13 protein-coding genes and 2 pseudogenes are annotated in these 22,735 nt (G+C 70.8%); 5 read left to right on the top strand and 10 right to left on the bottom strand.

All coding sequences use genetic code 11. From position 1 onward, the window contains the following. Positions 1-75 precede the first annotated feature (75 nt). From OHB04_RS02740 to OHB04_RS02725, 4 genes and pseudogenes are all read right to left on the bottom strand, one after another. Positions 76-849, bottom strand: coding sequence for an SDR family NAD(P)-dependent oxidoreductase (locus tag OHB04_RS02740; RefSeq protein ID WP_326806729.1), 774 nt, complete (start codon positions 847-849; stop codon positions 76-78). Further along, the gene (locus tag OHB04_RS02735; protein WP_326692569.1) at positions 846-2,630 is read right to left on the bottom strand and encodes a hypothetical protein; all 1,785 of its coding nucleotides are present in this window, start codon (positions 2,628-2,630) and stop codon (positions 846-848) included. Before OHB04_RS02735 ends, OHB04_RS02740 begins: the two co-directional genes overlap by 4 nt. Positions 2,631-2,632: 2 nt before the next feature. Then, entirely contained in the window at positions 2,633-4,546 is a 1,914-nt protein-coding gene (locus tag OHB04_RS02730) for a flavin-containing monooxygenase (RefSeq protein WP_326806728.1), read from the bottom strand. A 132-nt stretch (positions 4,547-4,678) separates the two neighbouring features. Beyond that, positions 4,679-6,140, bottom strand: a pseudogene (locus OHB04_RS02725) (MFS transporter). Positions 6,141-6,453: 313 nt separating this feature from the next. Here OHB04_RS02725 and OHB04_RS41665 point away from each other — a divergent pair. Beyond that, positions 6,454-6,651, top strand: a pseudogene (locus tag OHB04_RS41665) (MarR family transcriptional regulator); the annotation flags it as partial. 37 nt (positions 6,652-6,688) lie between these two features. Here the strand turns inward: OHB04_RS41665 and OHB04_RS02715 are convergent. Further along, positions 6,689-8,170, bottom strand: coding sequence for a lipase maturation factor family protein (locus OHB04_RS02715; protein ID WP_442814777.1), 1,482 nt, complete (start codon positions 8,168-8,170; stop codon positions 6,689-6,691). Between the two features lie 82 nt (positions 8,171-8,252). Between OHB04_RS02715 and OHB04_RS02710 the strand changes: the two genes are divergently transcribed. The 4 genes from OHB04_RS02710 (at position 8,253) to OHB04_RS02695 (ending at position 14,286) form a co-directional block, all read left to right on the top strand. Beyond that, complete coding sequence (locus OHB04_RS02710) at positions 8,253-10,934, top strand: excinuclease ABC subunit UvrA (protein ID WP_326806727.1); 2,682 nt, start codon at positions 8,253-8,255, stop codon at positions 10,932-10,934. Between the two features lie 156 nt (positions 10,935-11,090). Further along, a complete protein-coding gene (locus OHB04_RS02705) occupies positions 11,091-12,416 on the top strand; it encodes an FAD-dependent monooxygenase (RefSeq protein ID WP_326806726.1) in 1,326 nt (441 codons plus the stop codon). Between the two features lie 54 nt (positions 12,417-12,470). After that, a complete protein-coding gene (locus OHB04_RS02700) occupies positions 12,471-13,148 on the top strand; it encodes a response regulator transcription factor (RefSeq protein ID WP_326686055.1) in 678 nt (225 codons plus the stop codon). An 82-nt stretch (positions 13,149-13,230) separates the two neighbouring features. Continuing rightward, the gene (locus OHB04_RS02695; protein WP_326806725.1) at positions 13,231-14,286 is read left to right on the top strand and encodes an LLM class flavin-dependent oxidoreductase; all 1,056 of its coding nucleotides are present in this window, start codon (positions 13,231-13,233) and stop codon (positions 14,284-14,286) included. 65 nt (positions 14,287-14,351) lie between these two features. Here OHB04_RS02695 and OHB04_RS02690 read toward each other — a convergent pair whose 3' ends face one another. The 5 genes from OHB04_RS02690 to OHB04_RS02670 all read right to left on the bottom strand — a co-directional run bounded on the left by OHB04_RS02690 (position 14,352) and on the right by OHB04_RS02670 (position 22,611). After that, positions 14,352-15,806 carry an acyl-CoA synthetase gene (locus OHB04_RS02690; RefSeq protein WP_326809388.1) on the bottom strand — a complete coding sequence of 485 codons (1,455 nt, stop codon included), beginning with the start codon at positions 15,804-15,806 and terminating at the stop codon, positions 14,352-14,354. Between the two features lie 167 nt (positions 15,807-15,973). Further along, complete coding sequence (locus tag OHB04_RS02685) at positions 15,974-17,839, bottom strand: alpha-L-fucosidase (RefSeq protein WP_326806724.1); 1,866 nt, start codon at positions 17,837-17,839, stop codon at positions 15,974-15,976. Positions 17,840-17,916: 77 nt separating this feature from the next. Further along, on the bottom strand, positions 17,917-20,277 hold the full coding sequence (locus tag OHB04_RS02680; RefSeq protein ID WP_326686052.1) for a glycosyl hydrolase family 95 catalytic domain-containing protein: 2,361 nt from the start codon (positions 20,275-20,277) through the stop codon (positions 17,917-17,919). 244 nt (positions 20,278-20,521) lie between these two features. Next, positions 20,522-21,289 carry a bestrophin-like domain gene (locus OHB04_RS02675; RefSeq protein WP_326806723.1) on the bottom strand — a complete coding sequence of 256 codons (768 nt, stop codon included), beginning with the start codon at positions 21,287-21,289 and terminating at the stop codon, positions 20,522-20,524. Between the two features lie 35 nt (positions 21,290-21,324). Continuing rightward, the gene (locus tag OHB04_RS02670) at positions 21,325-22,611 is read right to left on the bottom strand and encodes an integrase (protein WP_326806722.1); all 1,287 of its coding nucleotides are present in this window, start codon (positions 22,609-22,611) and stop codon (positions 21,325-21,327) included. Between the last annotated feature and the right edge of the window lie 124 nt (positions 22,612-22,735).

The following is a 22,735-nucleotide window of genomic DNA, read 5'->3' as shown; positions in this document are numbered from 1 at the left end:
GTCGAGTAAGACAACTGGATCGCGCGAAGGCCGTGGTGAGGAGTGTCCTCTCGCTCCTACGGGTCTACGGGTGACTCAGACGGCGGCCCAGCCGTCGTCGACCGGGAGGATGGCACCGTTGATGAAGGCGGCGTCGTCGGAGGCCAGGAAGACGAGAGCGGCGGCCTGTTCTTCCGCGCTGCCCATGCGGCCGATCGTCGCGCCGATGAGCCGGCCGATCAGGGCGGGCCCCTGTGCCTCGGGGGACGAGTCGACCCGGATGCTGGTCGCGGTGGGCCCGGGAGCGATGGCGTTGGCCCGGACGCCCTGCTCCCGATAGGTGACGGCGAGGCTCTTCACGAGTCCGGCCACCGCGTGCTTGGCGGCGGTGTAGGCCGCACCGGCCGCGCTGCCGCGCAGGCTCGCCTCCGAGGCCGTGAAGACGATCGAGCCCCGTCCGGCCTCAAGCATGTGCGGCAGCGCCGCACGGGTAAGGAGGAACGGCGCGGTGAGGTTGACCCGCATGACCCGCTCCCACTCCGCGTCGTCGGTCTCGCCGAGCGCTGACATGCGGTCCATGATTCCGGCGTTGTTGGCCAGCACGTCCAGCCCGCCGAGGTCCGTGACGGCCCGCTCGACGACCGTGTCCACCACCCGCTGGTCGCTCAGGTCACCGGCGACGGCGAGGGCGGCGCCCCCGGCAGTCTCGATCTCGCGGACGACCTCCTCGGCTCCCTCCCGGTTCAGGTCGGCGACCAGCACCTTCGCGTGTTCCGCCGCGAACTTCAAGGCCGCGGCCCGGCCGATGCCGGACGCGCCTCCGGTGACGACGACGACCCGTCCCGTCAGACCCGTACGCGTACTCGTCATGGATTTCCTCCCGGGGAAGTGTGATCACCGGTCGTGTGGTTCTCGGGGGTCGGGGCCCGCGGCGAAAGGCGCAGCAGGGTTCCCTCCCCGTTGGCCGAGAGCAGCAGGGTGCCGTCGGGTGCGGTGGTGAGGCCCGCGAACAGGTCGGGTACGCCGGGCATTCCGTTGCTGAACAGCGCGGGCCGGGCGCGCGGAACGGTGTCCAGGGGGAGTCCGAGCGCCAGGCCTTCCGCCTCGACGCGGCTCTCTCCTGTCGCGAGCGAGATCGCCCGCAGCCTCCGCGCGCCGGTCTCGACTGTGAACACCTCGTCGCCCAGCACCGTCAGTCCCTGCGGCGCGGCGAGTCCGTCCGCGACCGGGACGGCGTGCCCGTCCTCGATCCGGAACACCGCACCGGCGTGGTCGTCGCTCACATAGCAGCGTCCCGCCGCGTCATGGGCCACGTCGACCGGATGCGATAGCCCCTCGGCCAGCACGGTGACGGTGTCGTCCCCATCGAGGGACAGCACCCGTCCCGCGCCCGTCTCGGCGACGAGGAGATCGCCTCCCGGCAGGGCGGAGATGCCCATGGGCTGTCCTAGACCGCTGGCCCGGACGCGGTGCGTGCCGTGCTCGGGGTCATAGGTCCGCACCTCGCCGTACTGGGAGGTGAGGTGCAGGAGTCCGCCCTCGGCGCTGATGCCGTGGGCGAAGGGCCGCAGTTCGTACGTGGTCACTCCGGCCGGTCCGTCTGCCACGTCCCGTACGCCGGATCCGTGGTGCGGTTCCCGCTGCGGTTCCTCGGGGGTGTGCGGTCCGGGCGGTGCCTCCCGTGCGTGCGGTCCAGGGGGTGCTTCCCGTTCGTGCTCCGCGCGGCTCTCCGGGCCCGCCAGGCGATAGTGGTCCGCCGCGTACACCGTGCCCGCCAGGTCGACGGTCACCCCGTACGGGCCGTCGAAGCCGCGCGGCACCAGATCCCGGGTCCGGCCGTCGGGGTGCAGTTCCGTGATGCCGCCGTCGGCGAAGCTGGAGACGAACATCCTGTTCTCCGCGTCGAACGCCGCGTTGTCCAGCCCCGTCAGCCCGCTGGTGATCAGCGAGCGGGACCCGGTTCCGTGCAGGTCGATACGGGTGACGAGGCCGGCCTGACCCCGGGAGAGGACGAGCATGACGCCGCCCAGGTCGAAGCGGACCGCCACCGGCTCGTGCACGTCCTCCGCGACCAGTTCGGGCGCCCCACCGTCCGGGGATACGCGCCACACCTGACCGGTCAGCATGTGCGGGTAGTACAGGTGGCCGTCGGGGCCGCGCTGCATGGCGTTGCCCAGGGCCAGCCCCTCGGCGAGCACCCGGGGCTCGCCTCCCTCGGGGAACAGCTCCATCAGCCGTCCGTTCATCCGCATCTCGTTGACGAAGAGCCGCTCGCCGACGCAGGTGATGCCGTTGGGCAACTTCACCTGATCGGAGACCAGGCTGTACTCGCCCTGCGGACTACGGCGCCACACCCTTCCCGGCACCAGGTCGGCGATGTACATCGAGCCGTCGGCGCCGAAGGCGAGGTCGTCCGGTGACTGGACCGGGCCGTCCATCGGCACCACCGCCTCGATGTCCCCGCCCACCGGGTCCACGGCGCTGATCCGGCCGGCCAGGAACTGCGCGACGTAGAGCCGATCGTCGGGCCCGAAGACGACGCCGTTCGAACCCCACAGCGGGTTGGGCGCGTTGAGCCGCCGGACATCCCAGCGAGAGCTGGTGGCCGGTTCGGATGTGGTCCCGCCGTAGCGGCTGGAGGGTCGTGTCATCGTCACTTCCCCCTCCCCGCCGCGGCCCCGCCCGGCTCCGTGCCCGCTCCGTCTCCGGCATCGGTGTCGAAGCCGGCGTCGGTGTCGAAGCCGGTGTCGACGAGGACTTCGCGCATGCCGCCGTTCGCGCGCCAGTCCCGGAGGAGGGCGTGGAAGGCGAGCGGACCGTCGCCGTAGGACTCGCTGCGCTGCCTGGGCATGCCCTCGTTGTTGTAGTAGCCGGGGGTGCACTCGGCGTGGAACTTGTAGAGGTCGGCGGCCTTGTCCCGGATCGTCGCGACCCAGGCCGCCTCGGCCTTCGCGTCCGGCTCCACCCGGCGGGCCCGGGTCCTGCGCGCCTCGGCGACGACCTCGGCCACGTGGGTGGCCTGCTCGTCGAGGACGTGGACGAAATTGACGGCGCTGGCGTTCTGCAGCGGCCCGAGCTGGAAGAGGTTCGGGAAGCCGTGGCTGTAGAAGCCGTGGAGCGTCCGGGGGCCCTCCCGCCAGGCTTCGGTCAGGGGGACGCCTCCTGCGCCCCGCACCGGCAGCCGTCCGGAGGTGATCCCCGAGCGGCCGACCTCGAAACCGGTGCCGAAGATGACGCAGTCGACCACGTACTCCGTGCCGCCGACGACGACGGCGCTCTCGGTGATGCGCTCCACCCCGTGGCTGTCGGCCGTGTCGACCAGGGTGACGTTGGGCAGGTTGAAGGTCTCCAGGTAGCTGTCGCTGAAGGTGGGCCGCTTGCACATGTAGCGGTACCAGGGCTTCAGCTTCTCGGCTGTTTCCGGGTCCGCGACGACGGCGTCGACCCGTGCGCGGATCTCGTTCATCTTCTGGAAGTCGGCGGTCTCGTAGGCGCGTTCCCGCTCCTCGGGCGGTACGTCCTGGTCATTGTCGCTCGGGATCAGCTTCTGCTGGAGGCGTGCGCTCCCGGTCCAGCCGTCGTCGATCAGGTCCTCCTCGACGTGGCCGCCGGTGACGAGGGTGAGGAAGTTGTCCCTGCGGTGTCGCTGCCAGCCGGGGGCCAGCGAAGCGGCCCAGTCGGGATCCGTGGGGCGGTTGCCGCGCACGTCGACCGAGGAGGGGGTGCGCTGGAACACGTACAGCTCGGCGGCGTCGGCGCCCAGGTGCGGCACGCACTGGATGGCCGTCGCGCCGGTACCGATCAGCGCGACGCGTTTGTCGGCGAGCTTGTGCAGATTCCCGTTGGCGTCGCCGCCGGTGTAGGCGTAGTCCCAGCGACTGGTGTGGAACGTGTGTCCCCGGAAGGTCTCGATCCCCGGGATGCCGGGGAGCTTTGCCTCGCTCAGCGTGCCGCTGGCCGTTACCACGTACCGCGCCCGGATCCGGTCGTTCCGGTCGGTGCCGACCAGCCATTCACCGGCGTCCTCGTCCCACTCAAGTTCGGTCACCTGGGTCTGGAAGCAGGCTTCGCGGTACAGGTCGAAGGACCGCCCGATCGCCCGCGCGTGCTGCCGGATCTCCTCCCCGGGCGCGTACTTCCACTTCGGGACGTAGCCGACCTCCTCCAGGAGCGGCAGGTAGATGTAGGACTCGATGTCGCAGTGGATTCCGGGGTACCGGTTCCAGTACCAGGTGCCTCCGAAGTCCCCTCCCTTCTCGATCACCCGGATCGAGTCCACGCCCGCCTGGCGCAGCCGGGCGCCCGCGAGCAGGCCGCCGAACCCGCCCCCGACAACGACCACTTCGACCCGGTCGTGCAGCGGCTCGCGTACGAGGCCGTCCTCGGCGTAGGGGTCCTCGTCGTAGTACCCGAACCGGCCGCTGACCGGCTGGTACTGCCTGCTGCCTTCCGGACGGATCCTGCGGTCCCGTTCGGCCCGGTAGCGGGCCCGCAAGGCATCCGGGTCGAACCCGGGTTCCGCCGGGTCGACGGGGGTGGAAGCGGGCGAGGTGCGGGGGGAAGACATGGAGTCCTTCTTCCTCTCTGTGGGCGGTGCCGCCGCCTGGGCGCACGCGGTGTCCGCGCGGCGGCGCGTATTTCTCGGGCGATCTGCCGGCGGCGCGGGCGGTGGCCCGCGCCGGTTCCGTCTGTGAAGGGGTCAGGCCCTGACGACGGCCTGTTCGGGGCCGGTACCGGTGGCGGGGTCCGCCCCGGCGTCGGGTACGGCGTCGGACGCCCCGGTGCGCGCGGCGGGGATGGCCGCCGCGATCGCGACGGCGACCAGCGCGATGCCGCAGCCGACCAGCAGGCCGGTCCGGAAGCCGTTCTCGGACGTGAAGGTGTGGCCGCCCATGGTGGTCGTCGACTGGGAGAGGACGACGCCGATCACAGCGGCTCCCACCGAGGTGCCGAGCGAGCGCATGAGGGCGTTGAAACCGTTGGCGGCGGCGGTCTCGGACAGCGGGACCGACCCCATGATGAGCGCCGGCATGGAGCCGTACGCGAGGCCCACACCGCTGTTGACGACGATGATGGTCAGCGTGATCCCCCAGGCGGATCCCATCAGCGCCAGGGACAGCCCGTAGCCGGCGGCGATGACCAGAGCCCCGCTGATCAGGGTGGTCTTCGGGCCGCGGGCGTTGGTGAGCTTTCCGCCCAGGGGCGAGACGAGCATCATCATGATGCCGCCGGGCGCCATCCACAGACCGGCCGCGAGCATGGACTGGCCGAGCCCGTAGCCGGTGGCTTCGGGGAACTGGAGCAGCTGCGGGAGCACGAGCATGCTCGCGTACATGCCGAAGCCGACGAAGATCGAGGCGAGGTTGGTGAGGAGCACCCGGGGGCGGGCCGTGGTGCGCAGGTCGATCAGCGGGTCCCGGGTGCGCGTCTCCCAGCCGCCCCAGGCGAGCAGCATCACGATCGCGACACCGAACAGGCCGAGGACCGTCCCCGAAGTCCAGCCCCAGTCGCCGCCCTTGGAGATCGCCAGCAGCAGGCATCCGAGCCCCACCGCGAGCCCGAGGGCGCCGGGCAGGTCGAATCGCTGGCCCTTGGCGGCGGCGGGGACGTCGGGGACGCAGAACCACAACAGGACGGTGACCACTGCGGCCAGACCGGCGGAGCCCCAGAACAGCGCGCGCCAGGTGGCGTATTGAGCGACGGCGGCGGCGATGGGCAGTCCCAGCCCGCCGCCGATTCCCATGGAGGCGCTGACCAGGGCGATGGAGGAGCTGAGCTTCTCCTGGGGCACCACGTCCCGCAGCCAGCGGCACCATGCCCATCCCCATGCCCTGGAGGCACCGGCCGATGATCACGGGCAGCACGGAGGAGGAGAGGGCACACACCACGGAGCCCGCGAACAGCGGTACGGCGCACGCGAGCAGCATGCGGCGCTTGCCGACGAGATCGCCGAGGCGGCCGAAGACCGGCAGACAGACGGTACCCGTCACGAGCGTGGCGGTGATCACCCAGGCGGCGTTGGAAGGGGTGGTGTGCAGCAGCTTCGGCAGGTCTGCGAGGAGCGGGGTGACCAGTGTCTGCATGATCGCCGCGGTGATACCGGCGAAGGCGAGCGTGGTGACCACGCCGTCCGCGCGGGCGGCGGGCCGGGAGGCGTCCATGGCGGGATTCCTCAACTCTGCTGGGGGATTGATATGCATCGTACATGTCACATGTATCAAGCACATCATGTGGCGGGTGCACATTGAACGGGAGGTGTCCCGGGACCTCGCGTCCGGCGCGAGCAGCCGGCGGTTCGGCAGGAAGCCGACGCGCTGCGGGAAGCCAACGCTGCGAAAACCAACGCGGCGGGAAACAAACGCGGCGGGAAACAAACGCGGCGAGAAGCGAGAACGCCAGGAAGCGGAAGCGGCGGGAGAGGAGACGGCGGGAGAGGAGACGGCGGGAAGCATGGTGAGGGCGACATGGCCCGTTGAGGGCGGCATGGCCCGCAAGTTCCGCGTCACCGACAAGGGCGCGCGCATGCTCGACGAGGAGCGTGAGGGTGTCGTGCGCTCCCTGGACCGGGTCATGGCCGGCTGGCCGGACGGCGACATCGCCGCCTTCGCCGCCTACCTGCGGCGCTTCAACGCGGACATCGAACGCATCGGCGGACGGCCCTGGCCCCGCCCTGACCCGGACACTCCCGCACCGGGGCCGGGCCACCCCGTCACCGGTACGGGTGGCTCCCCGCACCGTTTCCCGCACCGCTTCCCGTGCTGTGGCTCACCGCGTGCACCGGGGGCAGGAACTCCCGCACCAGCGTGCGGTGCCACCACGCCCCGGTCTCGCGCCGCTCCTCCCGAGTGCTGAAGCGGTAGCGGTACAGCACGGCGCGCACATGCGTGGGTGGCCGGTCCGGGAACGGGTTGGTACGCAGCAGCCGCAAGGTCGCCCGGTCGTTCTCCAGCAGCCGGGCGACGAGCGGCTCGAACCAGCCGCGGGTGTAGGCGGGGGAGAGCGCGGCGAACCACATCTGCCAGTCCAGCCGGAGGTGGTACGGCGCGAACTGCCGTGGCATGCGCCGCACATCGCCGGGCTTGCCCTTGAACTCGTACTCGCGCCACACCGTCCCGGAGCCGACCCGCTCCGCGTCCGTGCCCTCCAGCACGATCTCCTGCCGGACGCGGGTCACGCTGCCGAAGGCACCGTAGGTGTTGACCAGATGGAGGGAGTTGAACGAGCGGTTCATCTGCTGGGTACGGCTGAGCAGATTGCGGGCCGGCCAGTAGCTGAGCACCACCACGAGGAGGGAGGCCGCGCACACCACAACGGCGAACCACAGCGGCGTCGGATCGTAGGAAGGGGTGCCGCCGAGGGGGGAGGGATCGACGGCGGCGAGGGCAAAGATGATGGTCAGCCAGTTCAGCCAGGCGAAGTTGCCCGAAAGGACCAGCCAGAGCTGGGTGACGATCACGAGCCCCGCCGCGACCGTGGCCACGGGCTGCGGGAAGAACAGCCCGAAGGGGACGACGAGCTGGGCGAAGTGGTTGGCGGCCACTTCCGCACGGTGCAGAGGCTTGGGCAGATGGTGGAAGTACCAGCTCAGCGGGCCGGGCATCGGCTGGGTCTCGTGGTGGTAGTACAGGCAGGTCAGATCGCGCCAGCAGCGGTCGCCGCGCCACTTGATCAGACCGGCGCCGAACTCCACGCGGAACAGCAGCCAGCGCATCAGCCACAGCATCAGCACGGGCGGGGCCGTGTGCGCGTTGCCCAGGAAGATCGCGAGGAAGCCCGCTTCGAGCAGGAGGGACTCCCAGCCGAAGGCGTAGAAGATCTGGCCCACGTTCACGAACGAGAGGTAGAGGAACCACAGCAGCGCCCACATCACCATCGCGGCCCACAGCGGCACAGCGTCCGCCGCGCCCGCCACCACAGCGGCGGCGAGCGCGGCCCCGGCCCAGGCGCAGCCTCCGGTGAAACGGTCCGAGCAGCGCCAGTGGAACAGGCTCGGCGAAGCACGGAAAGGCACGCGCCGCACGAACGCCGCCGAGGGCAGCAGCCCCCGCTCGCCCAGCAGCGCCCGGAACTGGAACGCGGCCGAGAGGAAGGCGACGAGGTAGACACCGGCGAGGGCGCGCTGGAGCACCAGTCGGCTCAGCCCGTACCCGGGCGCGGAGAACCAAGGCGTGAACCACTCCATGGCGGCCATGGGTACCACCCGCGGCCTCCTCTCACGCCCACGAGCCCCACCCCTGCTGCGGACCGCCGGGCCGGTGGCCGATCATGGACGTATGAGCGACGACGGCTATGTGGACGACGGCTACGTGAGGGTGCGCGGCGCCCGTGAGCACAATCTGCGGGGCGTCGATGTGGACATCCCACGGGACGCGCTGGTCGCCTTCACCGGCGTCTCCGGCTCCGGCAAGTCCTCGCTCGCCTTCGGAACGCTGTACGCGGAGGCACAGCGGCGCTACTTCGAGTCCGTAGCTCCGTACGCCAGGCGGCTGATCCACCAGGTCGGAGCGCCCAAGGTGGAGGAGGTCACGGGGCTGCCCCCGGCGGTGGCGCTGGAGCAGCGGCGCTCGGCGCCGACGGGCCGCTCGTCGGTCGGCACCGTCACGACGCTCTCGAATTCGCTGCGCATGCTGTTCTCCCGCGCCGGGAGCTATCCGGAGGGTGCGCAGCGGCTGGATTCCGACGCGTTCTCGCCGAACACCGCGGCCGGGGCCTGCCCCGAGTGTCATGGGCTGGGGACGGTCCACCGCGTCACAGAGGACTCGCTGGTGCCCGACCCCTCCCTCACCGTCCGGGAGGGCGCCATCGCGGCCTGGCCCGGCGCGTGGCTGGGCAAGAATCTGCGCGACATCACGGCCACCATGGGCTACGACATCGACCGGCCCTGGCGGGAGCTGCCGCGTGAGGAGCGGGAGTGGTTGCTGTTCACGGACGAGCAGCCCGTGGTGACCGTCCACCCCGTGCGGGAGGCCGGGCGGATCCACCGGCCGTACCAAGGTACCTACCAGAGCGCGAAGCGCTATGTCCTGCACACCTTCGCCGATACGAAGAGCGCGACCCTGCGGCAGCGGGTGCGGCGCTTTCTGGTGAGTGCGGACTGTCCGGTCTGCGGCGGCAGGCGCCTGCGCGCCGAGGCCCTGAAGGTGACGTTCGCGGGCCGGGACATCGCCGAGCTGGCCGCACTCCCGCTGGAGCGGCTCGCCGAGATCCTCCGGCCCAGCACGGAGGGAGGGGAGGGAGAGGGGCACCGGGAGGGCGGGATCCGGGAGAGCGTCGCCGCCACCCTCTCCCGCGACCTCGTCTCCCGTATCGAGGTGCTCACCGAGCTGGGCCTCGGCTACCTGAGCACGGACCGGCCCACCCCCACCCTCTCGGCGGGCGAGCTGCAACGGCTGCGGCTGGCGACGCAGTTGCGTTCGGGGCTGTTCGGAGTCGTCTACGTCCTCGACGAGCCCTCGGCCGGTCTCCACCCGGCCGACACGGAGGCGCTGCTGACCGTGCTGGACAGGCTCAAGGTGGCGGGCAACTCGCTGTTCGTCGTCGAGCACGCCATGGCGGTGGTGCGGCGGGCCGACTGGGTCGTGGACGTGGGCCCGCTCGCGGGCGAGCACGGGGGAGAGGTGCTGTTCAGCGGGCCTGTCCCGGGGCTGGCCCAGGTGGCGGCGTCGGCCACTCGGCGCTACCTCTTCCCGGAGACGGGGCCAGGCACCGGGCCGGGGACGGGGGCAGGGCTGGAACGTTCCGGCACGGGCGCCGATGCCGCTGACTCCGCCACCTTCGACGCCGACGGGGGGCCTTCCGGCACCGGCAGGACCGACGGGCCCGCTCGCGGCGGGCACCGGGCACCGGAGCGCTGGCTGATCCTGGAAGGCGTGTCGCGGCACAACCTCACGGGGCTGGACGTGGAGATTCCGCTCGGGGTCTTCACAGCGGTCACCGGGGTCTCCGGGTCCGGGAAGTCGACTCTGATCAGCCAGGTGCTGGCGGGGCTCGTCGCCGACCACACCGGCACCGGAGCGAGCACCGGAACCGGCGGCGGTGCGCGGGCAGGTGCCGCCCGGCGCGGCGGTGCCGGGGCGGAGGAGGACGAGGAAGCGGAGGGTGCGGAGGGACCCGTTCCGGTCGAGGACCGCGAGGCGGGGGTCGCCGCGGCCAAGGGGCTGGAGGCGGTGGACCGGCTCGTGCGCGTCGACCAGAAGCCCATCGGTCGCACGCCGCGATCGAACCTGGCCACCTACACCGGATTGTTCGACGCGGTGCGGAAGGTCTTCGCCGCCACCGACGAGGCCAGGGAACGCGGCTATGGCGCGGGCCGCTTCTCCTTCAACGTCGCCGAGGGCCGCTGCCCCACCTGTCAGGGTGAGGGCTACATCGCCGTCGAGCTGCTCTTCCTGCCCGGCACCTATGCCCCCTGCACCGACTGCCACGGGGCCCGCTACAACCCCGAGACCCTCCAGATCACCTACCGGGGCGCGACCATCGCGGACGTGCTGGAGATGACGGTGGACAGGGCAGCCGAGTTCCTCGCCGACGTCCCCGCCGCCGTACGCGGGCTGGACGCGCTGCGGCGGGTCGGGCTCGGCTATCTGCGGCTGGGACAGCCCGCGACCGAGCTGTCCGGCGGCGAGGCCCAGCGCATCAAGCTCGCCAGCGAACTCCAGCGCACCCGGCGCGGGCACACGCTCTACCTCCTGGACGAGCCCACCACCGGATTGCACCCGGCCGACACCGACGTGCTGCTGCGGCAGTTGCACGGGCTGGTGCGGGCCGGGCACAGCGTCGTGGTCGTCGAACACGACCTGACCGTCGTCGCGGGCGCCGACTGGGTCATCGACCTCGGGCCCGGGGGAGGGGACCGTGGCGGGCGGATCGTCGCGGCCGGCACGCCGGCCGAGGTGGCCCGCTCCACCACCAGCGCCACAGCGCCCTACTTGGGCGCTGTCCTGGCAGAGTCCTGAGCCCTGTCCTTGAAGCGTCCCGAGGGCCGCGCTGGAAAGAGCCTGAGATCCGCCCGGAAAGAGTGAGGCGGGCGGACCCGGGCAACCTCGGGGCTCCGAGCGAGGTCCGTACGGTCAGACGGACGGACGGAACGGCAAGGCACATCTGGAGGCGGAATGACCCATGCCCTCATCGTCGGCGGCGGCATCGCGGGTGCGGTGACGGCGATGTCCCTGCGCAAGGCGGGCATCGACTCGACCGTCTACGAGTCCTATCCGACGGGCGCGGACGACGTGGGTGCCTTCCTCGTGCTCTTCCACAACGGCCTGGAGGCGCTGCGCACCGTCGACGCGCACCAGCCCGTGCTCGATGTGTCCTTCCCGGCCGAGCGCATCGAGATGCTCTCGCACACAGGAGACAGCCTCGGGATCCGGCCCGTCTCCGGCCGCGGGACATCCCCCGGAAAGGCGGGGGAGCCGGGAGGAGGCGGCGAGGTTCTCGAACCGCGCACCCTCCGACGCGCCGCCCTCTACCGCGCCCTGCACGACGAGGCGGCCCGCCGGGGCATCCGGATCGAGCACGGCAAGCGCCTCGTCTCCGCGGACAAGGCATCCGACGGCCGGGTGACCGCACGGTTCGCCGATGGCAGCAGCGCCGAGGGCGACCTGCTGATCGGCGCCGACGGCATCCACTCGGTGACCCGCGGCCTCATCGACCCCCAGGCACCCACGCCGCGCCACACCGGCCAGACCACGGTGTGCGGCTACGCCGCGAACGTCCAGCCCGAGGCCGCTCCGGTGCCGGGCACCTACCGGATGATCCAGGGGACGCGGGCCTTCCTCGGCTGCACCATGGCGCCAGGGGGAGAGGTCTGGTGGTTCGCGAACACCCCTGGCCGGGAGCTGGGCCGCGAACAGCTGGCGACGGAAACGCCCGCGCAGAAGGCGCGGTGGCGGGAGCATGTCGCGGGTCTCTTCGCGGAAGACGCCTCGCCGGCCGCCGACATCGTCCGGGCCACGGGGGACGAGATCGTCGCCAGCAACGCCTACGACATCGCCAGCACTCCGGTCTGGTCCCAGGGCCCGCTGATCGTCCTGGGCGATGCCGCGCACGCCGCCGCTCCGAATGCCGCCCAGGGCGCCTCCATGGCGATCGAGGACAGCGTGGTGCTCGCCAAGTGCCTGCGCGATCTGGGCACCCCGAGCGAGGCCTTCGCGGAGTTCGAACGGCTGCGCAGAGAGCGGGTCGAGGCCGTGGTCGAGCGCAGCGCCCAGTTGAACAACCGTGTCGTCCCTGGCAGGCGGGCCGAGCCCCGCGCACCGGGCCCGGACGGTTCGGGTCCGGGCGCCTCGGGCCCTGGCGGCTCCGACGGCCACCGTGACACCCCCGACGACGTCCCCAGGACCGCCCCTGTGCCGGGCACCCCGCGGACCGGCGACGCCAACTGGCTGCTCCACTACCGCATCGACTGGGAGACGCCGATCGGAGCCGGGCACCCTTGACGCGTACCCGGACGCCCCGGCTGACTTCCCATCGGGGGTGGCTACCGTAGGCGCATGACCCTCCGTGTGCTCCTTGTTGACGATGACGCGCTCGTACGAGCCGGGCTCAGGCTGATGCTGGACGGAGCCTCGGACGTCGAGATCGTCGCAGAGGCGGCGGACGGCAGCGAAGTGCTGCCGCTGATCGACGAGCACCGGCCCGGCGTGGTCCTCATGGACATCCGGATGCCCACCATGGACGGGCTGGCGGCGACGGAGGCACTGCGTGCGCGCGACCAGTCGCCGGAGGTCATCGTCCTGACCACCTTCCACGCGGACGCACAGGTGTTGCGGGCCCTGCGCGCCGGGGCGGCGGGTTTCCTGCTCAAGGACACCCCGCCCGCGGAGATCCTCGCCGCCATACGCAAGGTGGCCGCGGGCGAGGCCGTGCTCTCGCCCGCGGTGACCCGTCAGCTCATCCACCACGTCACTCCGGCCGGCCAGGACAGCCGCAGGACCCGCGCCCGCGAGGCCCTGGGCCGGCTCGGCGGGCGCGAGCGGGAGGTCGCCGTGGCGGTCGGATCAGGCAGTGCCAACGCCGAGATCGCGAGGACTCTCTACATGAGCGTTCCGACGGTCAAGACGCACGTCTCCCGCATCCTGACCAAGCTGGACCTGAACAACCGCGTCCAGATCGCGCTGCTCGTCCACGACGCCGGCCTCCTGGAGGAAGCCGAGGCGGGAGAGGGCTGAGAGCGGGGGAGGGGTTGTGGGCAGGGGAGGGCCGGAGCGGGCCGGACGGGAATCCTGAGCGGGTGCGGCTGTTGGAACAGAGGTGACTTCACTACGGCGGCTCCCGGTGCACCTGTCGGTCCTCGACCGTTCCCTCACCCGTGAGGGCGAGCACCCGGCCCAGGCCCTGCGCGAGACGGTGCGCTTCGCGCAGCAGGCCGAGGAGCTGGGGTTCCTGCGCTTCTGGGTCTCCGAGCACCACGCGGTGCCCGGCATCGCGGGCTCGGCGCCGACCGTCCTGGCCTCAGCCGTAGCCTCCGCGACCTCACGTATCCGCGTCGGCACCGGGGGAGTGATGCTCCCCAACCATCAGCCCCTGGTGGTCGCAGAGCAGTTCGGTGTGCTGGAGTCGCTCTTTCCCGGCCGCATCGACATGGGTCTGGGGCGTTCTGTCGGCTTCACCGACGGGATACGCAAGGCCCTGCGCGTCGGCAAGGACGCGGCGGAGGGCTTCGGCGAGCAGATCTCCGAGCTCCTCGGCTACTTCGAGGGAACGGGTCCGGTGCGGGCCCGGCCCGCCGAGGGACTGCGGGTGCCGCCGTTCGTCCTCGCGGTCGGCTCGGGCGCGGCCATCGCGGCGGAGCACGGACTGCCGCTGGTCATCGGTGCCTCCCGCGACGAGCAGCGCACGCGCGAGGCGGCCCGGACCTACCGCGAGGCCTTCCGGCCGCGCGAGGAGGGCGGCTCGCCCTACGTCGTCGTCGCGGTGAACGCCGCCGTCGCCGACACCCGCGAACAGGCGGCGCGGCTCCAGATCCCCGAGGCATGGTCGACGGCCGTATCCAGGACGCGTGGTTCCTTCACCCCGCTCATCCCGGCGGATGAGGTGCTGGCCCGCACGATGACGCCGAAGGAGCGTGAAGCCCTCGAGGAGGCGCGCCTGTCTCAACTGCACGGCACCGAGTCCGAGGTGACGGAGGCGCTGGCCGGGCTCGCGGAGCGCGTGGGCGCGGACGAGATCCTGCTGACCCTCAACACCTACGACCCGGCCGACCGCCTCGACTCCTACCGTCGCCTGGCCCGCGCCGCCGGCACCGGAGAGCGGCGGACCGGGGCAGCGGCATCCTCCGGCCCGAGCCGGACGGTCGCCCACTCCTGACCCGGTCGGCCGTAGGCGGCCCGCCGTCCAGCCGAAGGCCCCCCGGTTCGGCCTCCGTCTCAGCCTCAGCCCTGCCCCGGCAGCTCCCGCTTCATCACCTTGCCCATGTCGTTGCGCGGCAGAGCGTCCAGGAAGCGCACCTCCCGGGGCCTCTTGTGCGGCGCGAGCTGCTGGGCCACCAGGTCGGTGAGCTCTCTTCCGTCCGGCGGCTGCTGGGCATGGGCGGGCACGATCCAGGCGACGATGCGCTCGCCCAGGTCTTCGTCCGGCTCGCCGGTGACAGCTGCCTCCGCCACGGCCGGGTGACCCAGGAGGACGTTCTCGATCTCGCCCGCGCCGATCTTGTATCCGCCGCTCTTGATCAGGTCGGTGGCCTTACGGCCGACGATGCGCACGTACCCGTCGGCATCCCGTGTGGCCATGTCGCCGGTGCGGAACCAGCCGCCGTCGAAGGCTTCGGTAGTCGCGTCCGGGCGGTTGAGGTACTCGGTGAAGAGGTTGGGCCCGCGCACCTGGAGCTCGCCGACCGTCTCGGTGTCCTCGGCGGGGACGCGCCTGCCTGTCTCGTCCACAGTCCGGACGTCGACATCGCGCAGCGGCACCCCGACCGTGCCGGGGCGGGGCACTCCGTCGGCGCGGACACTGGTGTTCATGAGCGTCTCGGTCATGCCGTAGCGCTCGATGACCCGCTTGCCGGTCGCGGCCGTGAGGCGGTCGTGGTCGTGCAGCGGCAGCGCGGCGGAGCCGGAAACCAGCAACCGCGCGCCGGCCAGCGCCGCCACCAGATCCGGATCGCCCTCGCACGCGTTGGCGAGGCGGTGATACATCGTCGGCACCCCGAACAGCATCGTGCCTCCGCCCGCCAGCTCCTCCGTCACGGCCTGCGTGCTGAAGCCGCCCAGGTGGCGCAGGGTGCTGCCGCGCCGCAGAGGGCCGAGCACGCCGAGGATCAGGCCGTGCACATGGAACAGCGGCAGGGCGTGCACCAGCACATCGTCGGAGGTCCACTGCCAGGCGTCCTCCAGCGCGTCCAGATTGCTGGCGATCGCGCGCCGGGAGAGGACGACGCCCTTGGGCGGTCCTGTGGTCCCGGACGTGTAGACGATGAGCGCCGGCGACTCGGCGTTCGGCTCGGGCGGCAGTGCCCAGGTGGCCTCCGTGGCCTCCTCGCTGACGTCGACCTCCGTACGCGGCAGCGCGGCCAGCGGTTCGGGAAGCTCCGCTCCCGGCTCGGTCAGCACCATCGCGGGTGTGCTGTCGGCGATGATGTGCGCCAGCTCGCGCTCGCCGCTCTTCGGGTTCACCGGTACGACGGGCACGCCCGCCAGCAGCCCGGCCACCACGCCGACGGCGGTCTCCAGGGTGGGGGTCGCCCAGACGGCCACCCGCGCCGCGCTGTCGAGCCGGGCGGCCGTGCCGCTCGCCGCCGCGGCGAGCTGGCGGAAGCTGAGGGCCCGGTCGCCGAAGCGCAGAGCGGTGTGCGAGGACGCCGTGTGCAGAGCGGGGAAGAGCAGGGACACCCGGAACTCCTTCATGATCTCTCGCCTTCGGGACCGCCAGCATCTCACCCACCCCCGGGACGGGAGACGCGGTGGTGGCGGGGAGGAGGAGAGAGACCGTGTACGGGAGCAGGAGGGGAACCGCACGGCCGCTGTCACTCCGCACGGCGTGCCATCCGGGGGAGCGGTCAGTCCTTGTAGAGCTGGGAGCGGGGCACGATCTCCTGCTGCTGGTTCGGGCTCGACCACAGGAGCTTCATGTGGGCCTCGCCGCCCTGCTGCCGGTGCTCGACCTTGATGGCGTACTTCTGTCCCGCCTTGAGAGCGATCGTGCCCTTGTCGACGCGGGGATCGTGCGGCTCCCCGGAGTCGATGACGAGCTTGCCGTCGATCCACACCTTCGCGGTGTCGTCGGAGACGGTGGTGAAGGAGTAGGTGTCCGTGTAGCGGGGCTGGAGGGAGCCGGTCCAGCGGGTGCTGAACCGGCCGGCCGGTACGGAGGGTGCGGGTGAGCCGTCGAAGCGCCAGGCGTAGTTGACCGACGGGTCGGTCCGGGTGACCGCGGGCCTGCCCGCAAAGGCGTCGTTGTCCCAGATCCGGGCCTTCAGGCCGCCTCCGCTGCCGTGCCTGGGCGCGGGGGAGGTGACCGACAGCTCGATGACCGTCGCGGTGTCGTTGACCGGCGCACCGGAGGGTGTGATGTCGAAGCCGTCACCCGAGGGGGTGACCTTCACCTTCTGGTCGCTGCCGAGCACCCGCGCGCCGCGGATCTCGAACGGTGTCCTGGCCTTCAGGTGCAGCGGCTTGCCGTCCTCGGGCCAGTCCGTGACGGCGGCGTGCAGCTTCTTGGGGCCCTCGCGGGATACGGAGCCCTCACGGGATATCTCGCCCCACTCCGGCTTCTCCACGAGCCCGCTGTAGCCGGCGCCGTAGACGGCCCTGCCCTGTCCGTTCGAGCGCAGCCAGTCGCCCACGGCGCGCAGCCGGGACACCGACTCGTGGGGGATGCGTCCCTTGCTGTCCGGGCCCACGTTGAGCAGGTAGTTGCCGCTGCGGCCGGCCGTGGACAGCAGATTGCGGATCAGCTCGGCGGGAGACTTCCACTCGTGGTCGTAGCGGGCGTATCCCCAGTGCCCGTTGAGTGTCATGCAGCTCTCCCACGGCTGTCCGTCCACGGGACCGTCCGGGATCTCCTGCTCGGGAGTGCCGAAGTCACCGTCGGAGACGCGCCGTTTGCCCACTCGGTTGTTCACCAGCAGCGAGGGCTTGAGTCCCTTGACGTATGTTTCCAGCTCCGCGCCGTCCTTGGGCGACCAGCGGTTGACCGGATTGTCCGCGTCCCACTCCCCGTCGAACCACAGCAGTGCCGGGTCGTAGTCGTCCACCAGCTCCTTGAGCTGCGCGTACATCCGCTTCTTGTACTGGGGGAAGGTGGCGGGGTCGGCGAAGTCCGGGTCGTGCCAGTCCCAGATCGAGTAGTAGAAGCCGAGCTTGATGCCCGCGCGGTCGGCCTCGGTCTTCAGCTCCCGGAGGATGTCGCGGCGCTTGTCGAAAGAGGAGTGGTCGCGCAGGTTCCAGTTGTTCGCCCTGGTCGGCCACATCGCATAGCCGTCGTGGTGCTTGGAGGTGATGACGAAGTAGCGCTGCCCGGCGTCCTTGGCGGCCTTGACGACCTTCCTGGCGTCGAACCCGGCCGGGTCGAATGTCGCGGCCTGCTTCTCGTACTCCTTCTTGGGGATGTCGCACTGCCGCATGATCCACTCGGCGTCCTGACAGACCGTGCCGTCCGGTCTCGTGTACTCCCCCTCCAGGTTGGAGTAGGCGCCGAAGTGGATGAACATCCCGAAGCGGTCCTGCCGCCATGCCTCGGTGCGGTCCGAGGTGAACGCGTCGTCCACGGCGTAGTTGGTTCCCGGCCCCGACAGCGGCCTCTTCGCCCCGGCGGACGGCGAGGGCTCCGCGGCGCCGGAGCCGGAGGGGAGGGAGGCCGCCAGCAGTCCGGCTCCCAGCAGGACGCCCACGGTGCGCAGGCGGTTTCGTGATGCGCGGTGCATCGCTCACTCCTTTGGTCAAAGTGCTCCGGAGGGCTGCTCCGAGCCCAGGACACCCCGTCTGCTCGTCCAGGCGGCGCTCATGAGGGAAGCCCCCACCTCGGCGCCCCGGTGTTGGGCCGCACCGGACCCACGCTCATGTCAGGGCGCTCACCGCGCACGGTGAGGACCGCCTCCTCGCCCTCGCGCAGGCCGATACGGAGGGTGCCCTCCGCCTCCTCCTCGTGCGGAAGCGGCCGGCCCCGCGCGTCGCGGACCTCCACCGGGCCCGGCAGCGAATGCCGTACGGCACAGGGCGCTCCGGCCTCGCTGCGCAGCTTGACCCACCGCGTACGTCCCCCTTGCCGCGCCGCGCTCAGCAGGAAGGCGCCCTGGGTGCGGAAATCGTGGACGCTCACATCGCGCCACGCCTCCGGCACCGCGGGGAAGACCCGGATGGTGCCGCCCCAGCTCTGACAGACCATGTCGTGCAGGGACTGCGCGGCCGACAGCGGGGTCTCGATGACAGGCCCCGACTCCTTGTACATGGTGTTGGGCTGGATGAAGCGCTCCATCAGCTCCCCGAGGTACTCCAGGGCCTTCTCCCCGCGTCCCATCTGGGCCGACATGGAGGCCGCGCCGGTGAATGTGTAGCCCTGGAGCGCCCCTTCGAAGCCGACCCAGTGCTCGAGGGACGTCTCGATGACCTCGCGGTGGGCGGGCTGCTCCCAGGTGACCTCGTAGAGCGGGTAGACGGCCAGCAGGTGCGAGTAGTGCCGGTGCGACTGCGCGAACGGCACGCCCGCCGCGATCATGAAGCCGTTCTCGTCCTGCGGATAGGGCGTCAGGCGTGCCAGCACGTCCCGCCAGCGGGGAGCCAGTTCGTCCTTGATGCCCAGGGTCTCGGCCGCGTCGAGGAGCGTGCGGCAGCCCCAGCGCAACAGCATCAGATCGTAGTTGCAGTCCGGCCCCGACGAGGGGTATTCGGGCGAGAAGGTCAGCGGCAGATGCAGCTTCCCGTCCGAACCGGGCTCCAGGAAGTGCAGGTAGTAGTTCACCGCTTTGCGCAGCAGCGGGAAGAGGGTCTCGCGCAGGATGCCCTCGTCCATGGTATGGCGGTGGCTGAGCCACACATTGTGCAGTGCCCAGGTCAGATTTCCGACCTCCGGGGTGGGCGAGGACTGTCCGGGGATGCCGACGCCGTAGCCTCCGTTGGACGCGTCGGCGCCGTTTCGCAGGCGGATGTCCGTGGTGCGGGGGATACCCGCCGAATCCTTGCGGTACGGGGCGGCGAGCGCGGCGGAGAGCTGGTCCCGGTGCTCGCTCAGGGCGCGGGTCACGGCGTCCAGTTCGAGGTGGTTGGAGCCGTGGATCAGCCAGTATTCGAGCTGCACATTGAGGTTCCACCAGGTCGCGGGCCACGGAGTGGGCTCCAGCCAGGGGCCGCTGGTGGCCATCACTGGCGCGTCGGCCCGCGCGGCGGAAGCCACCTTGTAGAGCTGGATCCAGTAGAAACGCTGGATCCTCGCGTCGGGTACGGACAGGAAGCTCTTGCGGTAGTACGCGTGCCACCAGGCGCGATGCGGGGCGGCGAGAGCGTCGAAGGACCGCCCGGCGGCCGAGCGCACCGCCTTGAGCGCGGCCTCGCGCGCGGTCCGTGCCGGATGCGAGTGGGCGACGGCCACATACAGGGTCCGGACACCGCCACCGCCACCGTTCTCGCGCCAGGCCGTCACATGCTCGCCGCCGGCGTGCAGCGGCTGTACGGCCGCGCTCGTATCGCCGTGCCGCTCCATCTCGGCCGGAGGGTTGGCGGTGTAGCCCTCGGGCGGTTCCTTGAAGGCGCCGCGCGGGCTGACAGCCTCGGCCGGATGGAAGGTCCACCGCACGTCACGCTCGCCCGCACTGGGGCTGACCTCGACCGCGAGCACGGCGCGCGAGTTGTGCACCAGGGCACGCAGCCGGATCCTCCCGGCCGTGGTGGTGATGGTTCCGGTCAGTTCGGCGTCGTACAGCCGCAGGCGCCAGTCGACTGCGGTGATCTTCCCGGCCGGTTCCAGGGTGAAGTGTCCGATCGGCAGCCGGGCAAGGCCGAACAGCGAGCCGAACTCGGGCCTGTGGTCCTGAACTTCGCTGTGCTGGACGGTCAGCCGCACGGCACGGTCCGCGGCATCCGGCTCGGCGTAGAGCGTGCTGCCCAGGAGCGCGTTGCCGAGGAACGGCCCCTCGAACCAGGCGGTGGGCATCTTCCGCCACACCAGGTCCGCGTCGTCGAGCACCTCGTGCCAGATCCCGGGACGGGGCTCGCGCGGGCGGTGTGGACCGTCGGCCGGTCCTGCCGCCTGCGCCGGAGCGCTGAGCAGACCGGTGGCGCCGGCGGTCGTGGCGGCGGTGGCGGTCGCGACGGCGGCAGTGCCGAGCACAGCTCTTCGGGAGGGAGGGGAGTGCGGGTGGCTGAGCATGCGACCTCCAGTCACATATGCGCCGGTGGTTCCGACCTGTGGACCCCTCCCGCATAGTGCAACCGCCTCAGCCGGAACGGAAGACCTCTTGCAGCACAAACATCGGACGTCAACATGCCATCAACCCCCGGAAGTTGCCCTTCCGGGGGCTGATCTGCGGAATTCCTCGGACCTAAGAGCGCGCTTCGGTGGGTGATCCTCCAGGCTCCGGGGCCTCTGGACGCCGAGTTTCGGGGCTCCCGTCTCAGGACCCCGCCGCCTTGGGGAACAGCGTGGTGAACGCTCCCCCGGAATCGTCCAGGCCGTGGGCGAACGGGGTGTCGAAGTGCCAGACCAGGAAGAGCAGGAAGGCGAGCAGGGCGCTGAAGAGCCCCGCCAGCACCAACTCCCGCCCGGAGCGCTGGATCTGGAGCGCGAAGAGCATCCCCACCGAAACCACGGCACCGGCGACGAGCCCGAACCACACGACGCCCGGCATGGTCGGCTCCGCACTCGCGGCCCGGTCCGTGCGCGCGGTGTCCGCCTCGGCGACCTGGTCCACCGCTGCCTGGTAGGACTGCGCCTGCTGCGTGGTCGAGGGCTCGTAGGACGTCACGTTCTGCCGCAGCTTGCCGAGCATGCGCCTGCCCTTGTCGGTGAGGGAGCCGTGCTCGGCCATGTACGGCCACTCCTTGTTGACCGTATAGCGCACATATGCGTCGACGTCGTCCCGGACCCGCTCGCGCTCCTTGGCGGGATAGACCCGGACCCGCTCGCTGACCTCGTGCAACGCCTGCGCCTCCTGGGAGACGGCCGCGTCGGCGGTGCTGCGGGCCTCCCAGACCCCCGCGATGGCCAGGCCGAGGACGATCGCGTAGACCACCCCGATCATCATGGTCATGTACTCGATCACGTCCGGCGTCTCCGAGGGATCGACCTCGGCCCCATGTCTCCGCTGTCTGAGCAGGACCGCCCCCAAGACTACACCGCAGGTCACGACCATGATGATCACGAGAATCGCCCACACGGACATCCACCGCTCCTAGTTCTACCGATGCCACGGACGGCCTAGGAGCCCTGCGATGGGAGACGACTGGGAAACGGTGGGAGCCACACACCCGAGGTGAGCAGCTTCTCCCAGCGGGCCTGAAGCGTCTCGATGATGCGCAACTCCATACCGGGCGTGACGTTGCCGTACAGGCCCTTCACGCCAGCGATCTCGTGTCCCATGCGTGCCTCTGTCGGGGTCTCCAAGTGACCGTCGTCCTCCAGCCACTCTTTATGACCGTGCCGCAATAGGTAGATCCTTTTGCCGGACATCGCCGGAACGGATGGAATTTCCGGCCTCGCGGTGTCTTTTCGCCCCACGCGGGCAGAGGCGCCCCTGCTGATCGGCCACCAGTAGGTCGCCCCGAAGTTGCAGGCACCCAACAGATAGCCACCGCTCATCGACGGGAACACCACCGCCTTGTCGTGCGAGGCCAGCAGCGCACCGAGCATCTCGGCCAGGAACGGCGGCACGACGAGGGTGCGGTGCGACTCGTACTTGGGGCCGGTGAACGTCGCCACGCCCTCGACGTACTGGTGCTGGTGCTGCACCCGGATCGCCTGCATGGATGTGTAACGGGAGACGCACTCCTCTCGCCGCTCCGGATCCGGGTCCGACGCCGGCCAGTTGGGCGGCGCGAACTCTCGCCGCAGACCCCACATCTCCCCGGTCCGCATCCCCGTGAACGCCATCGTCCAGATGTACGTCCACCCCGTGTAGCCCCACACCGTGTGCGCGTTGACCGCGAGCCGATACACGGTCTCCACGTCCAGGGGATGCTTCTTCTCCCGTGCCTTCTTGACGTACCGGCCGCGGCGACGGCGCTTGACGACAGGGGAGCTGCTGCGCATCCCCTCGAGGACGGCGTCTTCCATGAGCATGCTGAAAACGCTCAGGATGCCGATAGCGTGGGAGGCCCCGACCTTGCCCTGGATGTACTTCTTCCATGCGTCGTACTCAAGGGAAGTGATTTCGCCGACCCCGTGGCTCCGCCAGTAGGGCACGATCCAGTTGGTGAGAATCGAGGTGTAGCGGCGCACGGATTCGGGGCGCAGGTCTTGGGCGGCGAGCCACGTCCAGCAGTAGGACTCCATGGGGGTGGTCCGGTCGCTGCGGCTGATGTGCTTGCCGTGTCGCACGTCGTGCTCACGGTCGAGCCCGTAGTTGTACGCCGCGGTCTCATCCTGGAAGGGGACGCCGGGCGCTGGACCGCTGGCGGACTCGTACTTCTTCTTGCCGCTGGGCAGGTATCCGCCCGCCCACCATTTCACTCGGCAGCTGCCGCCGCGCCACTCGATGTACGGCATATGTGTCCCCTTGGGCCAGCGGACTGCGGCGGAGCACCCCTGTCCGCCGCGCATCCCGCTCGCTGCGCTACTCGTGCTGCCCGATGAGGCAGCCCTTGCATGAGGCGCAGTCTCCTCCTTGACT

This window comes from Streptomyces sp. NBC_01775 (genome assembly GCF_035917675.1).
Taxonomy (GTDB): domain Bacteria; phylum Actinomycetota; class Actinomycetes; order Streptomycetales; family Streptomycetaceae; genus Streptomyces.
Note: the sequence above shows the minus strand (reverse complement) of the source record. Positions and strands in the feature narration are given on the sequence as shown.

Excerpts from the sequence above, each read along its gene's own strand:
- OHB04_RS02740 (WP_326806729.1), bottom strand. The coding sequence starts at position 849 with ATGACGAGTACGCGTACGGGTCTGACGGGACGGGTCGTCGTCGTCACC.
- OHB04_RS02710 (WP_326806727.1), top strand. The coding sequence starts at position 8,253 with ATGAGCGACGACGGCTATGTGGACGACGGCTACGTGAGGGTGCGCGGC.
- OHB04_RS02680 (WP_326686052.1), bottom strand. The coding sequence starts at position 20,277 with ATGCTCAGCCACCCGCACTCCCCTCCCTCCCGAAGAGCTGTGCTCGGC.
- OHB04_RS02700 (WP_326686055.1), top strand. The coding sequence starts at position 12,471 with ATGACCCTCCGTGTGCTCCTTGTTGACGATGACGCGCTCGTACGAGCC.
- OHB04_RS02705 (WP_326806726.1), top strand. The coding sequence starts at position 11,091 with ATGACCCATGCCCTCATCGTCGGCGGCGGCATCGCGGGTGCGGTGACG.
- OHB04_RS02715 (WP_442814777.1), bottom strand. The coding sequence starts at position 8,170 with ATGGCCGCCATGGAGTGGTTCACGCCTTGGTTCTCCGCGCCCGGGTAC.
- OHB04_RS02670 (WP_326806722.1), bottom strand. The coding sequence starts at position 22,611 with ATGCCGTACATCGAGTGGCGCGGCGGCAGCTGCCGAGTGAAATGGTGG.
- OHB04_RS02730 (WP_326806728.1), bottom strand. The coding sequence starts at position 4,546 with ATGTCTTCCCCCCGCACCTCGCCCGCTTCCACCCCCGTCGACCCGGCG.
- OHB04_RS02735 (WP_326692569.1), bottom strand. The coding sequence starts at position 2,630 with ATGACACGACCCTCCAGCCGCTACGGCGGGACCACATCCGAACCGGCC.
- OHB04_RS02675 (WP_326806723.1), bottom strand. The coding sequence starts at position 21,289 with ATGTCCGTGTGGGCGATTCTCGTGATCATCATGGTCGTGACCTGCGGT.
- OHB04_RS02685 (WP_326806724.1), bottom strand. The coding sequence starts at position 17,839 with ATGCACCGCGCATCACGAAACCGCCTGCGCACCGTGGGCGTCCTGCTG.